At 47.7% G+C, this 14,922-nt stretch carries 12 protein-coding genes and 2 tRNA genes; 8 read left to right on the forward strand and 6 right to left on the reverse strand.

The window, feature by feature from the left end:
* The first annotated feature begins 125 nt into the window (after positions 1–125).
* Positions 126–902 (forward strand): 5'/3'-nucleotidase SurE, encoded by a 777-nt coding sequence (gene surE, locus AC5RDV_RS00470; protein ID WP_282747551.1) that lies wholly within the window; start codon positions 126–128, stop codon positions 900–902.
* Positions 899–2,074, forward strand: coding sequence for a lipid-A-disaccharide synthase (gene lpxB / locus AC5RDV_RS00475; protein ID WP_282747549.1), 1,176 nt, complete (start codon positions 899–901; stop codon positions 2,072–2,074). Before surE ends, lpxB begins: the two co-directional genes overlap by 4 nt.
* Positions 2,075–2,185: 111 nt before the next feature.
* Here lpxB and AC5RDV_RS00480 read toward each other — a convergent pair whose 3' ends face one another.
* Genes AC5RDV_RS00480 through rsfS form a run of 3 tightly spaced genes read right to left on the reverse strand, consistent with a single transcriptional unit; the run spans position 2,186 to position 5,498 of the window.
* Positions 2,186–3,037 (reverse strand): phosphatidate cytidylyltransferase, encoded by an 852-nt coding sequence (locus tag AC5RDV_RS00480; protein ID WP_008629784.1) that lies wholly within the window; start codon positions 3,035–3,037, stop codon positions 2,186–2,188.
* Positions 3,034–5,121, reverse strand: coding sequence for an ATP-dependent zinc metalloprotease FtsH (gene ftsH / locus AC5RDV_RS00485; protein WP_282747546.1), 2,088 nt, complete (start codon positions 5,119–5,121; stop codon positions 3,034–3,036). The genes AC5RDV_RS00480 and ftsH overlap by 4 nt, the downstream gene beginning before the upstream one ends.
* A gap of 17 nt (positions 5,122–5,138) precedes the next feature.
* Positions 5,139–5,498: a ribosome silencing factor gene (rsfS, locus tag AC5RDV_RS00490; protein ID WP_008629788.1), complete on the reverse strand. Its 360-nt coding sequence runs from the start codon at positions 5,496–5,498 to the stop codon at positions 5,139–5,141.
* A 259-nt stretch (positions 5,499–5,757) separates the two neighbouring features.
* Here rsfS and AC5RDV_RS00495 point away from each other — a divergent pair.
* Positions 5,758–5,828: transfer RNA gene (locus tag AC5RDV_RS00495), tRNA-Gln, on the forward strand.
* A gap of 39 nt (positions 5,829–5,867) precedes the next feature.
* Positions 5,868–5,938 (forward strand) — tRNA-Gln (locus tag AC5RDV_RS00500).
* 1,175 nt (positions 5,939–7,113) lie between these two features.
* Here AC5RDV_RS00500 and AC5RDV_RS00505 read toward each other — a convergent pair.
* Positions 7,114–8,235: a lipid II:glycine glycyltransferase FemX gene (locus AC5RDV_RS00505; protein ID WP_282747543.1), complete on the reverse strand. Its 1,122-nt coding sequence runs from the start codon at positions 8,233–8,235 to the stop codon at positions 7,114–7,116.
* Positions 8,236–8,744: 509 nt separating this feature from the next.
* On the opposite strand from AC5RDV_RS00505, the gene AC5RDV_RS00510 reads away from it, so the two are divergent.
* The 4 genes from AC5RDV_RS00510 to AC5RDV_RS00525 are packed head-to-tail and all read left to right on the forward strand — an operon-like array spanning position 8,745 to position 12,355.
* Positions 8,745–9,980: a quaternary amine ABC transporter ATP-binding protein gene (locus tag AC5RDV_RS00510; RefSeq protein WP_276786875.1), complete on the forward strand. Its 1,236-nt coding sequence runs from the start codon at positions 8,745–8,747 to the stop codon at positions 9,978–9,980.
* A gap of 20 nt (positions 9,981–10,000) precedes the next feature.
* Positions 10,001–10,816, forward strand: coding sequence for an ABC transporter permease (locus tag AC5RDV_RS00515; RefSeq protein WP_282747538.1), 816 nt, complete (start codon positions 10,001–10,003; stop codon positions 10,814–10,816).
* A gap of 25 nt (positions 10,817–10,841) precedes the next feature.
* Entirely contained in the window at positions 10,842–11,714 is an 873-nt protein-coding gene (locus tag AC5RDV_RS00520) for a glycine betaine ABC transporter substrate-binding protein (RefSeq protein WP_130894065.1), read from the forward strand.
* Positions 11,705–12,355: an MgtC/SapB family protein gene (locus AC5RDV_RS00525; protein WP_130894066.1), complete on the forward strand. Its 651-nt coding sequence runs from the start codon at positions 11,705–11,707 to the stop codon at positions 12,353–12,355. The genes AC5RDV_RS00520 and AC5RDV_RS00525 overlap by 10 nt, the downstream gene beginning before the upstream one ends.
* Before the next feature lie 114 nt (positions 12,356–12,469).
* On the opposite strand, the gene AC5RDV_RS00530 is transcribed toward AC5RDV_RS00525, so the two are convergent.
* On the reverse strand, positions 12,470–13,033 hold the full coding sequence (locus AC5RDV_RS00530) for a site-specific integrase (protein WP_282747533.1): 564 nt from the start codon (positions 13,031–13,033) through the stop codon (positions 12,470–12,472).
* A 64-nt stretch (positions 13,034–13,097) separates the two neighbouring features.
* A complete protein-coding gene (locus AC5RDV_RS00535; RefSeq protein ID WP_282747531.1) occupies positions 13,098–14,909 on the reverse strand; it encodes a DUF349 domain-containing protein in 1,812 nt (603 codons plus the stop codon).
* Positions 14,910–14,922 lie beyond the last annotated feature (13 nt).

Here is a 14,922-nt window from a genome sequence, read left to right on the forward strand (position 1 = left end):
TGAAAACTCGACTGTATTGTTAATAACTATATGGAACATCATGCCGCAAAGATAATGTTTTTCAGTGAAAGCACTGAGCTTTTAAACCTTTTTTCGTACTTTTGTAGAAACAAATATAGGTGAAAATGAACGACATGAGGCCGCTTATCCTACTCTCGAATGATGATGGAGTACAGGCAAAAGGATTGAACGAATTGATAGATATGTTGTCGCCTTTGGGAGACATTCTTGTTATGGCACCGGACGGGGCGCGTTCCGGTTCTGCCTGTGCCATTACGGCGCACGACCCTTTACGTTATCGCGTCATGGCTGTACGTCCGGGCATAAAAATCTGTGCGTGTAGCGGGACTCCGGTAGATTGTGTGAAACTGGCACTTGAAATGGAAACCGGTCGTAAACCGGACGTGGTGGTCAGTGGTATCAACCATGGGGACAATTCTTCTGTCAACGTGCATTATTCGGGGACGATGGGTGTGGTGTTAGAGGGGTGTATGAAAGGCATCCCGTCTGTCGGTTTTTCCTTGTGTGATTTCGATGCGGACGCTGATTTTTCTCCTACCGTCCCATACGTGCGAGGCATTGTGGCGCGTGTGTTGAAAACGGGATTGCCCGCAGGGGTATGCCTGAATGTAAACTTTCCCCAACCGTCGGGACAGGGGTACCGTGGAACGAAGGTATGCAGGATGGCCCGTGGGATGTGGTCCAACGAGTTGTATGCGGCCGATCATCCTCGGGGCGGAAAGTATTTTTGGCTTACCGGTGAGTATACCAACAAGGAGCCGGAGCGTACGGATACGGATGCTTGGGCTTTGGCACACGGCTATGTGGCGGTGACTCCAGTCACGGTGGACGTAACGGCTTATCAGGCCATGGACGGACTCAAAGACTTGGAGGTTTTATGAAATATTATCTGATTGTCGGTGAGGCCAGTGGGGACTTGCATGCGTCTCATCTGATGAAAGAACTGAAAGCCCGGGATGCCGAAGCGGATTTCCGCTTTTTGGGAGGAGACCTGATGAAGGCGCAGGGCGGGAGTTTGGTACGTCATTATAAAGAATTGGCCTACATGGGGTTTATTCCCGTGTTGCTCCATCTACGTACGATACTGCACAACATGAAGGCATGCAAACGGGACGTTTTGGCGTGGAACCCCGATGTGTTGATTCTGGTGGATTATCCCGGTTTCAATTTGTCTGTGGCGGAATTCGTGCATGCGCATAGTCCCATACCGGTATATTACTATATCTCTCCCAAGATATGGGCATGGAAGGAGTATCGTATCAAGAATATCAAACGAGATGTGGATGAGCTTTTTTCCATCCTTCCGTTCGAGGTGGACTTCTTTGAGGGTAAGCATCATTATCCTATTCATTATGTGGGTAATCCTACGTTGGACGAAGTGGAGGCTTACAAAAAGGAAAACGAAAGGGATTTTGAACGTTTTGCGGAAGATAACGGATTGGAGGGCAAGCCTGTCTTAGCTTTGTTGGCCGGAAGCCGTAAACAGGAAATCAAAGACAACTTGCCCATGATGGTAGAGGCTGCTTCCGTTTATGCCGGACAGTATGAGTTGGTGTTGGCGGCGGCTCCTAATATAGACCCTGAATTTTATGGAAAAGTGTTACGGGGCAGCCGTGTGAAAATCCTGTACGGACAGACCTATCGTATATTGCACCATGCCTGCGCTGCTTTGGTCACGTCTGGGACGGCTACGTTGGAGACTGCACTTTTCCGGGTGCCCCAAGTGGTATGTTATTATACAGCTTGCGGAAAACTGGTCTCTTTCTTGCGTCGGCATATTTTGAAAGTCCGTTATATTTCGTTGGTCAATCTGGTAGCCGGGCGAGAGGTGGTCAAGGAGTTGGTGGCCGACGGGATGAGCATGGGGAATATACGGGAGGAACTTTCTCGGATTCTGCCCGGCGGAAACGGACGCACAGCCATGTTGCAGGGCTATGAAGAGATGGCTGTCAAGTTAGGGGATACCGGTGCGCCCGCGAAGGCGGCAAGTTTCATGCTCCGTCTGTTGGGGCGTGGCGTGGAACGGATAGCCTCTTCTGATAGCTGCCGTTAAGGCAGGCCTGTACGGATAATGAAAGGGCGGGAACCGTTGCTTCGAGCAAATGGTTCCCGCTTCTTGTATCAGGTATGGCCATCATGGCCGGGTTGCCTTTTTCTCTTTAATTTATAATAAAGTAAGGGTGTAGAGGTAGATGACAGAAGCCGGAATGGCCAGTAATGAGCTGTCGAAACGATCAAGCATCCCTCCGTGTCCTGGCAGGATATTGCCGCTGTCCTTGATTCGTAACTGCCGTTTCAAAAGGCTTTCCACAAGGTCGCCCCATGTGCCGAATATTACCACTGTAAGTGACAGTCCCAACCATTCCCATCTGCCGAGCGACGGTTCGAAGCAGGCAAAAATCTGTGATGCGGCTACGGCTACCAATCCCCCGCCTACGGAACCTTCCCACGATTTGTTCGGAGAGATACGCGGAAACAGTTTGTGACGACCGAAAAGCGAACCGAAACAGTAAGCTCCGGAGTCACTGGCCCAAAGGAATACGAATACGGAAAACGGCAGCATGCCCGCATAGGCCACACCGATGCTGTAAGACGCTTCGGGTTGGTAAGCCAATATATTGAGCGATGCAAACGGCAAGGCCACGTACATCTGGCTCATCATGGTATAGGCCCAATTGTTCAGTGCATGTTCGCTTTTCAGGTAAAGTTCACTGACCAACAGGTACACCACTGATAGCAGATACGGGATGAATACCCCGGAAGGGGTAAGGTTGCTGCAAAAGCCCGAAACGGCCAAAAAGAGGTAAATTCCGGCCACCGTACAAATCACTGCATTGGTTTGTACGTCGGCCCGCCGGTTCACCACTTGGCAAAACTCCCGTACGCTCAGGCCCGTTACCACGGCAAAGAGCAGGGTGAACGTGACGTTACTCCATAAAATACCGCCCACCAGTACCGCTACGAAAGCGATACCGGTGGCTGTGCGGAGGCATAAATTCTTTATTTTATCGGTCATTTTTCTTTAGGGGCTTGTGCGTCTTGCGGTTTTTCAGCCTCGTGAGCGTCTGCTTGTGCCGTGGTTTCCGTAGGATGTTCGGATAGCATATCCGTCGGTTGCTCCTCCGAGGCAGTCGCAGGCTGTTCCTCTTTTTGCTCGTCAGCATCCTGAGCCATCTCGTCTCCCGGGAGTTCTTCGTTCATGCTAAGCAATTCTTCCGTGCGGCTAGTCCACGGACGTTTGCCGAAAATCTTCTCCACGTCTTCGGCGAAAATCACTTCGCGCTCCACCAGTATTTTTGCCAGTTCCGCATGTCCCTCTTGATGTTCGCGCAACAAGGACTTGGCACGTTCGTATTGTTCGGCAATCATCTGCTTCACTTCCTCGTCAATCAGTTGTGCGGTCTGGTCGGAATAAGGCTTCGTAAAGTTGTATTCGTCGTTGTTGTAATAACAGAGGTTCGGCAGCCGCTCACTCATACCCAGATAAGCAATCATGCTGTAAGCCTGTTTGGTCACGCGCTCTAGGTCGTTCAACGCACCGGAAGAGATGTGACCCGTGAATAATTCTTCGGCAGCCCGGCCGCCCAATGTGGCGCACATTTCGTCGAGCATCTGCTCTTTGGTCGTAATCTGTCGTTCCTCTGGCAAATACCAGGCTGCGCCAAGTGCACGTCCGCGCGGCACGATGGTCACTTTAATCAGCGGATTGGCGTATTGCAGGAACCAGGAAATGGTGGCATGTCCCGCTTCGTGCAAGGCAATGGTCTGTTTTTCTTCCACCGTCATGACTTTGGTCTGTTTTTCCAATCCTCCGATAATACGGTCCACGGCACTCAAGAAGTCATCTTTGCTCACGGCCTTTTTCCCATGCCGGGCTGCAATCAGGGCGGCTTCGTTACATACGTTGGCGATGTCGGCACCGGAGAAACCCGGTGTTTGGCGGGCCAACAAGTCAATGTCCACCGTGCTGTCCGTTTTCACCGGACGGAGATGGACTTTGAATACGGCTTTCCGTTCATTCAGGTCCGGCAGGTCCACGTGTATCTGACGGTCAAAACGTCCGGCACGCAGCAAGGCTTTGTCCAGAATGTCCACCCGGTTGGTGGCAGCCAGGATGATGACGCCGCTATTGGTGCCGAAACCATCCATTTCGGTCAACAACTGGTTCAATGTGTTTTCCCGTTCGTCGTTTCCTCCCATGGCAGGATTCTTTCCACGTGCCCGTCCCACGGCGTCGATTTCGTCGATGAAGATGATGCACGGGGATTTTTCTTTGGCCTGACGGAACAAGTCACGTACGCGGCTGGCTCCTACGCCAACGAACATTTCCACGAAGTCGGAACCCGAGAGGGAAAAGAACGGTACGTTGGCTTCTCCGGCCACGGCCTTGGCTAATAATGTCTTACCCGTTCCCGGAGGGCCTACCAACAGAGCTCCTTTGGGTATCTTGCCTCCCAAATCGGTGAATTTCTTTGGGTTCTTGAGGAACTCCACGATTTCCGCCACTTCCATTTTGGCACCGGCCTGTCCGGCCACGTCCTTGAAAGTCACTCTCGTGGCTTCGCCTTTCTCTATGAGCTTGGCTTTACTTTTCCCTACGCTGAATACGCTTCTCCCCGTCGGGCTTCCGCCGCTCATCCGTCTCATGATGAATACCCAAATGGCGATGATGACGAGCAAGGGGAAAAAGTTCCAGAAGATATTGCTCATGAAGTCGCTGCTCTGCTCGTATTTCAACGTGCCCTTGAACGCACCGGTGTTTTGTGCTTCATGTACCAAATCGAGTAATGCTTTGTTATCGGCATATTCCACGCTGATGACGGGCAGGCCTCCGATGCCTTTGACATCGTTTGTGCCGAACACGTCAGCGCGGTGCTCTTTTTTGACTCCCATTTGCAACACGCCCTTGTCTTTTTGGGCGATGATTCCGGTGGCGTAACCCTTTTTGACGTAAGTCTCGAAAGTCGTGTAGTCCACCGTTTTGGTGGAACTTCCTCCCGTCCCCGTGAAGAAGAGGTATACCAATATCACGATGATTATGCCGTATATCCAATTCATGTTGAACCGGGGCATCTTATTCTTGTTCTCTTTTTCGTTCATGATGTTTTAGGATGAGTTTAGTCAATGTCGGGAAGCGCGGTCAGTTGCGCGTCTTCCCATAGGTGTTCGATGTCGTAAAACTCTCGTGTTTGCGGCAGGAAGACATGTACGATGATGTCCGTATAATCCATTGCCACCCATTCGGCGTTCCTCAATCCGTCCACGGCTACAGGTTTGGCGTGCGCTTTGAGCCGCGCGGATTCCTCTATGGATTCCGCTATCGCCCGCACTTGTGAGGGAGAGTTCCCTTGGCAGATGATGAAATATTGGCAGATGGTGTCGCCTATGTTCGTCAAGTCGGCTACGACGATGTTCTTTCCTTTCTTTTCCTGTATGCCTTCCGTGATGGCATTTACTAATTGTTGCGTTTCGTTCATGCGTTAATCCATACATAAATTGTCGGGCAAAGATAGTATATAATATGTTATCATTCCAATTTTTAGGCTCAAAACCCTTTGCTTTTTATCTTTTTTAGATAATATAATCCGGTTTGTGCGTGGCGGTACGCCCGGAAACATAGGGCGGCTGCTGTGGATTGGGATTTATGTGGATACGGCAGTTCCCGCATGAAAAAAGGGTATAAAAATTTGTGGGTTCAAAAATAAGTCGCTAAATTTGCACTCGCAAAAAGGACAGTGGGCTATGGTGTAATGGTAACACAACAGATTCTGGTCCTGTTTTTCCAGGTTCGAATCCTGGTAGCCCAACTGCAACAGTGTCGGTGGCATCTGTTTTTTGTGGAAGATTGGACTATGGTGTAATGGTAACACAACAGATTCTGGTCCTGTTTTTCCAGGTTCGAATCCTGGTAGTCCAACACGAGGCTTTCCTCATTTCGGGGAAAGCCTTTTTTGTGCGCGGTGGTTGGTTCCGGGGCGATGTGAAAATGGTATTCTTTTCCCTCACAGGGATTTTTCAAAAAAGCTCCTTCATCTTTCAGGTCTTATCGTAAGTCTCTTAAAAACAAGTTTGTTGTGCCCTGAAGGATGTACCGGCCATCTTTCAGCCGAAGGTGTCTGCATACCTTACGGAAGACGGGAAAGGCTCTTCCTTAAAAGGGCTTTTTTCTGCGCCAAACGATTTTTCAATCTCAGCCAAGCGATTTTTCGTTCTGCGCCAAATGATTTTCCGCTTTCAGCCGACCGGTTTCCTGTTTTCATCCTGAAGGAAGGCTGAAAGATGGATGTTCTATCCTTCAGTTATTGTACGTATTGGAACACAGTGTGTTATCGTTCGGGCTGAAAGATGAAGCCATTTTTCTGAAAACTCTTGGGAGAGGGGGATACAGGGGGCACGTCAAGGTGTGGGGGGGATAGGATTTTATGGTGTGGCTATGTTCTTTTAACACTTGTTAGGTAGAAACGCCGTTTCATGTTTCGGGCTGACGGAATATGCCTGAAGGAAGCTGTTTGGGAAAAAGAAGCCTGACGCGTGGAGGCGGCAGGCTTTGAAATCAGAAGGCTTCGGTGATGGCTTTGAGGATTGTAATCAATGGGCACCAGGCTTTCTGCCCGATTTCAATCTTTATCCTTTTGGCCTTTATTCTCATGTGGCATACGGAGTAAATATTAGTTTAAGACGGGGCTTCCCCTGCCGGCCAATCTGTAAGAAGACGCTTAGTCGGCCTCGGCATCTAATATGTGGAGTAGGGTGAATCCTTTTCTTTGTTATGGAATTCACACTTTCCGTGTTTTCCCGTTGGTGCCTTGTATGACATTAAATCCTTATGTACGGGTGGGGAAGGATACAGTCATCAATGGAGAAAGTTACCTTTCTGCTGCTGAAAAAGAAAATGAACTTTATTCGTTTTTCAATCTATCGCAAACCGTATTTTTCCATCTTTTTATAAGGGTGATATTTCAGCAATGCTAAAATTCTGGTATCCATCGCTGATCTTATACCATACAAAGAACAACATATTAACGAATAATTAAATGAGGATGAACTGTAAAACATAAACCGTGACTTCTTTACCGATTATAATGAATACTTTTAAGGTTGGTAATATCCCTGCATGCTCATTTCCTTTGCCGTAAAATATTGATACTTATCCTCTTCTAGAGGATAGTCCCAACATCCCAATTGATGATAGATTTCTCCACCAAAACCATGTTTGAACTTATAAAGCCCGTACATGGGATGTGAGGCATCGGCATACGGAGCGATACCGAACATATCATACTCCAAGCAGTTGTGCTCACGCGCCAACTGTATAGCTCTCCATTGCAAGGCATAAGTGGGCATTAGGTTGCGGTGAGATGACGAAGAGGCTCCATAGAGGTAAGTAGCCCGATGGGATGAGAACACCAAGAACATCGCAGCCAACGGAGTGTTGTCATGATAGGCTATGAGTAACTTTACATTCACTTTGGGGTCGTCACATTCCATCTTTGAAGCAAATATGGAATGGAAATACTGAATATCGTTCAGGTGAAGCCCGTTACGGAAAGCAGTTTCTTGATAGAGGCTATGCCAAATCTGTAATCCTTCGATTCCTGCCGAACGCACCTCTACTCCGTGTTTCAGTGCCAAGCGGATGTTATAACGTGTCTTGGGTTTCATCCGTGCAAGTATTTTCTCTTCATCGGTGGATAAATCAAGTACAATGGTATTGGCCGGCAGAATGTTGGTGTTGGCTTTACGCAGGTTATGGCAGCAAGTGCCATAGTTGAGTTTTATTTCTTGAAACTCTTTTTGGGGAAGTCCTATCCATCGGCCTGCTTCGTCAAAATCATCAGCTTTGCACCAATGGCTTTTCCAATTGAGGTCATAACGCAGGACTATGCAATGCTTGGGCAGGAAAGAGCGAAGTGATTCGGAAAGTTCTTCCAGAAAAGTACCTTGATTTTCTTCTGATGGTTCTATCTCGGGGCCATAGGGCAGATAAGCGATATAATCCTCACGGTTGAGATGTTGAAAGAACATAATGAAATCGGCTTGAGTGTACGCATAACCTCCCACGTGGGTGTAAAGGTCACTGTTGCGCACGCTGTAATCGAAAGCGCAGGAACTCATGCCAAGCTGTTCTTTTACTTTCGACCAAAAGGAAGTTTGCTGAACAATGGGCGTACTATAAGCATCTGTAATCTCTTTGGGTTCCAGTCGGATATTCATTTGTGAAATAGTTTTTTGTGCTCTTTCAGATGATGAAACAAACAGAGCGAATTAACAAAAATGCAAAATTAGCCTTTAAAAGTTTGACAAACAAGAAAAAAACGACAAATACGGGTTATTTGCCATCTTTTGCCATTTGTTGAAAAATATTAAGAATTTATCCATACTACGTATGGGGCTGTAAAAGTCCCGGATGCTAGCCAATAACGTTTGTTTAACCGTATGTTTTTAGTATCTTTGCAAATACATCGTGCAACAAAAGCCTTTAGAGGGCAGAATCATCGGGACAATTCTTAGTTGAAAACAGGTCCATTTATCTCACATGATTCAGACTTATTAGTATCGCCCCTATTGTAGTTGTTTTCTGAAACAATAAAAAAGAAATGATTGTTATTCCGTATGGAATGACAATCGAATTCCAGTGTGTCTATTTGCTTATCAAATAGACATTCAACTTGTTTTGTGTTTAAGCCGAAGAAAAGATTAACGAATGAAAGAAAGGTTTGTTTATGAATGAAAAAAAGAAAATAGAAGTGATGAAACTCTACCTTATTTTCGGTCGTGAACGGAACAAAGCGTTCAAAATGCTGATGAAAGGAAAGAGTAAACAGGAAATCAAAAAAGAAACAGGATGCACTGTCGCTGTAAATGGAGCCAACTTTACCATCAACGAAGGTGAGATATTCGTCATTATGGGGTTAAGTGGAAGCGGAAAATCCAGTTTGTTACGTTGTATCAACCGGCTTAACAAACCCACCTTTGGGGCAATTGCGGTCGATGGCAAGAACATCGTCACCATGTCCGATGAGGAACTGCGTGCCGTCCGACGCAAGGAACTGGCTATGGTATTTCAGCATTTCGGCCTGTTGCCTCACCGTACCGTGTTGCAGAATATTGCTTTTGGACTTGAGCTGCAAGGCATAGGTAAGGAAGGGCGCGAACAAAAAGCACTGGAATGCATGAAACTTGTAGGGCTTGACGGCTATGAAAATCAGATGATAAACGAGCTTTCAGGCGGTATGCAACAACGTGTCGGATTGGCACGTGCTTTGGCGAATGACCCTGAGGTGTTGTTGATGGACGAGGCTTTCTCGGCCCTGGACCCGTTGATCCGGGTGCAGATGCAGGACGAGCTGCTGGCCTTACAATCAAAAATGAAAAAGACCATCGTGTTCATTACCCACGACTTGGAAGAAGCCATCAAGTTGGGTGACCGTATCGCTATCATGCGCGACGGTGAGATTCAACAGATTGGCACCTCGGAGGAAATCCTCACGGAACCCGCCAATGGCTATGTACAGAGTTTTGTGGAGAATGTGGATCGCAGCCGTATCGTCACAGCCGCTTCGATTATGGTGGACAAGCCTCTGGTGGCACGTTTGGGTAAGGAAGGACCGGAAGTGCTCATACGCAAAATGAAGGAGCGTAAACTTACCGTACTTCCCGTAGTGGATGCGGGCGGTATTTTGCAAGGCGAGGTTCGGTTGGGAGATCTTGTGAAATTGCGTGAAGCGAAGGTGAAAGACATCGCTTCGGTCATAAAAAGCGAGGTTCATTCCATTACCGCAGACACGGTGGTGGAAGACATCCTTCCGCTGATGACCAAGACCAATTCGCCGATCTGGGTGGTGAATGAAGAACGCGAATTTGAAGGAGTGGTTCCACTTTCATCGCTCATTGTGGAAGTGACCGGCAAGGATAAGGAAGAGATAAACGACATTATCCAACAAGCAATTAATTTATAATACAAAAAACGATATATACAATGATAGATATAGGATGTTATATAGAAGCAGCCATCGAATGGTTGGCCGAGGAAGGCGCGTTTTTTTTTGATGCGTTGAATGTAGGCGTAGAAAGTTTTATTGTTAGTTTCCAACTGGCATTGTACGCTATCCCGTTTTATGTTTTTATTCCACTGACCGTTTCACTGGCTTGGTGGAAAGTAGGTAAAGGCATGGGGGTTTTTACTCTTCTGGGACTGTTGTTGATATGGGGTATGGGATTTTGGGAGGAAACCATGCAAACGCTCGCCTTAGTGCTTTCCTCCACTTGCATGGCTTTGCTGATAGGAATCCCACTCGGCATTTGGGCGGGAAAAAGTGAACGCTGTAACCGGATGCTCCGTCCCGTTCTGGACTGTATGCAGACCATGCCCGCTTTCGTCTATCTGATTCCTGCGGTATTGTTTTTCGGATTGGGTACGGTTCCCGGTGCTTTCGCCACCATCATCTTTGCCATGCCTCCGGTGGTGCGGCTTACGGGATTGGGCATACGGCAAGTACCTAAAAACGTAATAGAAGCTGCCCGATCGTTCGGAGCCACTCCCCGCCAATTACTTTTCAAGGTACAGTTGCCCTTGGCTTTACCCACCATACAAACCGGCATCAACCAGACCATCATGATGGCACTTTCCATGGTAGTGGTGTCTGCCATGATTTCAGCCGGAGGCTTGGGAGAAGTGGTACTGAAAGGTATCACACAAATGAAAATCGGACTCGGCTTTGAAGGCGGCATTGCCGTTGTGATACTGGCTATTATTTTAGACCGTATTACCCAAGGTATCGCCCAAAAGAAATAATCATCATATTTAGCACAATGAATTTATGAGAATATTCAGATTTATCACAACCATTATCAGCAGTACCTTGATGACATCGTGTGTCATCAACCCCAATAAAATAAGCATCGCTTATCCTAACTGGGCGGAAGGTATCGCAGTGACCCATTTAGCCCGTGAAATTCTTGTGGAACAAGGTTTTCAAGTAGAACTGCTCAATGCGGATATCGCCCCGATATTCACCTCGCTTGCACGTGGAAAGACGGATGTGTTTCTTGACAGTTGGCTTCCCGTTACGCATAAACCCTATTTTGAAAAATATCAGGGAAAATTTGAAATATTGGGGCAGGTGTTCGACAGTGCCCGTATCGGTCTTGTGGTACCGGCTTATGTCCCCATTAACAGCATAGAGGAGCTGCCGGAGTTCACAGAACGTTTCAATGGGGAAATAGTAGGCATTGATGCAGGCACGGGTATCATGAAATGTACGGAAACGGCCATACCAACTTACGGACTGGATTACAAACTGATGATTTCAAGCGGTCCGGCCATGACTGCGCTTCTTGACAAGGCGATTAAAAAGAAAGAATGGATTGTAGTAACCGGATGGACCCCCCATTGGATGTTCGACCGTTACGAACTTAAAGTATTGGACGACCCGAAAAATATCTATGGAGCCTCGGAATATATCCGGGCGATTGCCCGTACCGGATTCAGCAAGGAACATCCATTCGCCGCAGAACTGTTGGGGAATATTCATCTTACGGACCGGCAAATCAGTTCACTGATGAGTGCCATTGAGCAGACAAGGGGAACGGAACGCGAGGCTGTAAGGGAATGGATAAAACAAAACAGAGCTTTGGTGGACAGTTGGATACCCAAAGACAAGGAAACGAAAATATATAAACGATGGATATGATTTTAGAAATAACACTTAGATTATTTGTAGCTCTTCTTTTAGGCGGAGTCATAGGAATAGAGCGTGAATATCGTTCAAAAGAAGCCGGATTCCGTACGCATTTCTTGGTGGCATTGGGTAGTGCTCTTTTTTGTATTGTATCACAATATGGCTTTGGCTTTGATTTAAAAGACTCATCGAGAGTAGCGGCACAAGTGGTTTCCGGTATTGGTTTCCTTGGAGCGGGAACAATTATTTTTCAAAAGAATGCAGTGCGCGGTCTGACTACAGCCGCCGGATTATGGGTAACGGCAGCTATCGGGTTGGCCTGTGGAACTGGCATGTATATAGCAGCCGGCATAGCTACAGCCATGGTGCTTTTCGGGCTGGAAGTTATGAATTCCTTTATTCCGACTGTCGGAACTACTACGGTGCAACTTACCTTTACAGCTACTAAGAAAGAGAGCGTGAAACGTGTGGTCAACCAGATAAAGGATGACTGCATTGAACTCTATTCTTATGAACTGCGTGACCGTCGTACCTCACAAGGTGAAATCTTCGAGGCCAACATTGAGATGAAGGTTAAACGCGGTAATCACAATGAACGACTTATCGATTATATGGATGAATTTGATGATGTTACTATTTCAAGTATAGAATAAAAGCTGATTATCACTTCCAATTGGATCATGCTTGTATTTATATAACAAACAAGTGCCGGATATATCTATACAATATGTAAAACAGGAATAATAAACGATTTAACTATTTGTTTTTCAATAAGAAATGAGAATTTGAATGTCTTGCGAATGCGTGGTCAGCGGTATGGACAGGCCGAGCTGTTGCCCGATTTTCTTCAAATCCGCTACGTCCGACTTTTTCAGGTAGGCCATGTCCACGAACGGCATCTCACGGGTGAAGAAACTGAACATGAAGATGTCGCGGGCGAAAGCTGCCTGCGGCAAGCCGGACAAATCCATGCGGTAGATTCGTGATATGTCCTCTTGCCGGAGTGCCCGTTTCGCGGTCTTGTCCACTCCGGTGTAGACGTGCCGGAACGGATGCCGGTCGGTGGTCAGCCCCAGTTCCACGGCCAGATTGTAACAGGTGCGGAACTGCCGGATGTAGAATGATGACGTGTTGCGGCAGAGACCTTGTTCCTTCAGATGGCTTTCATAACGTTGCACGAGGTCGGAGGTAACCTCGTCGTAACCCAAATCGGCATGCTTCCGGAAACGCTTGAAGCTGTTCAGGGCGGTGAGGCAAGTCTCTGCGCCGTGCGTCCGTCCTGCGCTCCGCAACATTAGGCTGTGGCGGAGCATGAATTCAAAAACTTGCATAAAAAAAGCCGCATCCGGAGTAAAAATCCGGATGCGGCAATTTGTTTATAAATGGTTTGTTCTTTTATTCAGCCTGGGCTGCTTTGATTTCCTTGTCGATGGCGGCAATCTTTTCGCCAATCAGGTTCAATTCGTCTTTCAGCTTCTCCATCTTCTTGTTCATTTCGTTGAGGAGGCTGCTGCCCTTCTTCGAACTGCAAGTCAGGAAGCCCAGGTTGTTCTCGTACGTCTTGATTTCGCTGCGTTTGTTCTCGTAAGCCCGTACCAGGCGTTCCCGTTCGCGGGACAGGCCTTGTCCGCCTTCTTTGGCATCGTTCTTCAAGTTGTTCTTGAAGTTGTCCAGACGGCGGCGTGCGGCCGACATGTTCAGGGCCTTGAACAGTTGGTCTACCGTTTCGTGGTAAGCCTTATAGATTTTGTCTTTCTCCTTGAAAGGCACGAAACCGATTTCGTTCCATTCCTTCATCAGCTCTCTTACGGCATCCTGTTTGTTTTCTTCCTCGTTGGACTCCAACAAGGCTTTCAGCTTATCGATGACCTGTTCCTTCTTTTGCAAGTTCTCTTTTTCCTCCCCGCGTTGGGATGCCGTGTTCTTGCCCTTCTGTTCGAAAAAATAGTCGCAGGCACCGATGAAACGTTGCCAAAGGGATTCGGAATGCTTTTTAGGAACGGCACCGATGGTCTTCCATTCCTTCTGTATCTGCATGAGCTTGTCGGCCGTGGCTTTCCAGTCCGTGCTGTCTTTCAGTGCCTCGGCCTTTTCGCAGAGTTCCGTTTTCTTGGCTAAGTTTTGAGCCTGTTCCTCTTTCAGGCGTTTGAAGAATGAAGCCTTTTCCGTGAAGAAACGGTCGCATGCGCCACGGAAACGCTCGAAAATCTTCACGTTCATCTTTTGAGGGGCGAAACCAATGGTACGCCATTCCTTTTGCATCTCGATGATTTGCTGCGTCTGTGACTCCCATGCAGCCGCCGTCTTGATGGCGGTCAGGTCGATGGCTTCTATTTTCTCGCAGAGTGCGGTCTTGTGTGCCAGGTTTTCTTCTTCTTTCTGCTTCAGCTCCTCGAAATATTGTTGGTGGCGTTTGTTCACGGCGGTGGAAGCGGCTTTGAAGCGTGCCCAGATTTCTTCGCGCAATTCTTTCGCCACGGGTCCCGTTTCCTTGAATTCCTGATGCAAGGCTTGCAACTGTTGGAATGCGGATATGACATCGGCTTCTTCGTTCAGCTTTTCCGCAGCTTCGCAAAGGCGTGTTTTGATTTCCAAGTTCTTCTTGAAATCGTATTCACGGAATTCGTTGTTGAGCTTCAGCTGGTCGTAATATTGCTCTACGTACAACTGGTAGGTTTTCCACAGCTCGTTGGCTTTTTCTGCCGGGACGAGTGTCAGTTCCTTCCATTGGTTCTGGAGTTCCTTAAACTCCTTGTAGGCTTGGTTGGCTTCCTCCGGTGTGGCGCTCAGGGTCTTGATGCGTTCCAAGATTTCCTGCTTTTTCTGCAGGTTCTCTTCTTTCTGCCGGTCCAGTTCGGCCTGCAATTCAGCTCTTTTTTGCTTGATGACGTTCATGGCCGCCTTGAATTCGTCCTCGAGCACATTCGGTACCGGGAGGAAAGCTTCGGGCTCGCCTCCGTTTTCGATGAATTGCGCACGGGCTGCTGCCACGTTTGCCTTATGTATTTTGTAGAAGGCCTGCTTCAGGGTATCCAATTCCTGTTTCTCGGCCGGAGCGTCGGCTTCGGCCAGTTCCTTCACTCGTGCAACGACTTCTTCCTGTGTTTGCGGCACTTCTATCGTTTGATTTTCCGTTTCGTTCACTTCAGGTGTTACGTTTTTTGTTACGTTCTCTTCCGTCTGGAGAGTTTCTTGAGAGTCCATCATGTTACTTGTTTTA

The sequence above is a fragment of the Paraprevotella sp. genome (genome assembly GCF_986071375.1).

Coding starts and splice junctions, on each gene's coding strand:
- surE (WP_282747551.1), top strand. CDS start 126: ATGAACGACATGAGGCCGCTTATCCTACTCTCGAATGATGATGGAGTA.
- lpxB (WP_282747549.1), top strand. CDS start 899: ATGAAATATTATCTGATTGTCGGTGAGGCCAGTGGGGACTTGCATGCG.
- AC5RDV_RS00480 (WP_008629784.1), bottom strand. CDS start 3,037: ATGACCGATAAAATAAAGAATTTATGCCTCCGCACAGCCACCGGTATC.
- ftsH (WP_282747546.1), bottom strand. CDS start 5,121: ATGAACGAAAAAGAGAACAAGAATAAGATGCCCCGGTTCAACATGAAT.
- rsfS (WP_008629788.1), bottom strand. CDS start 5,498: ATGAACGAAACGCAACAATTAGTAAATGCCATCACGGAAGGCATACAG.
- AC5RDV_RS00505 (WP_282747543.1), bottom strand. CDS start 8,235: ATGAATATCCGACTGGAACCCAAAGAGATTACAGATGCTTATAGTACG.
- AC5RDV_RS00510 (WP_276786875.1), top strand. CDS start 8,745: ATGAATGAAAAAAAGAAAATAGAAGTGATGAAACTCTACCTTATTTTC.
- AC5RDV_RS00515 (WP_282747538.1), top strand. CDS start 10,001: ATGATAGATATAGGATGTTATATAGAAGCAGCCATCGAATGGTTGGCC.
- AC5RDV_RS00520 (WP_130894065.1), top strand. CDS start 10,842: ATGAGAATATTCAGATTTATCACAACCATTATCAGCAGTACCTTGATG.
- AC5RDV_RS00525 (WP_130894066.1), top strand. CDS start 11,705: ATGGATATGATTTTAGAAATAACACTTAGATTATTTGTAGCTCTTCTT.
- AC5RDV_RS00530 (WP_282747533.1), bottom strand. CDS start 13,033: ATGCAAGTTTTTGAATTCATGCTCCGCCACAGCCTAATGTTGCGGAGC.
- AC5RDV_RS00535 (WP_282747531.1), bottom strand. CDS start 14,909: ATGATGGACTCTCAAGAAACTCTCCAGACGGAAGAGAACGTAACAAAA.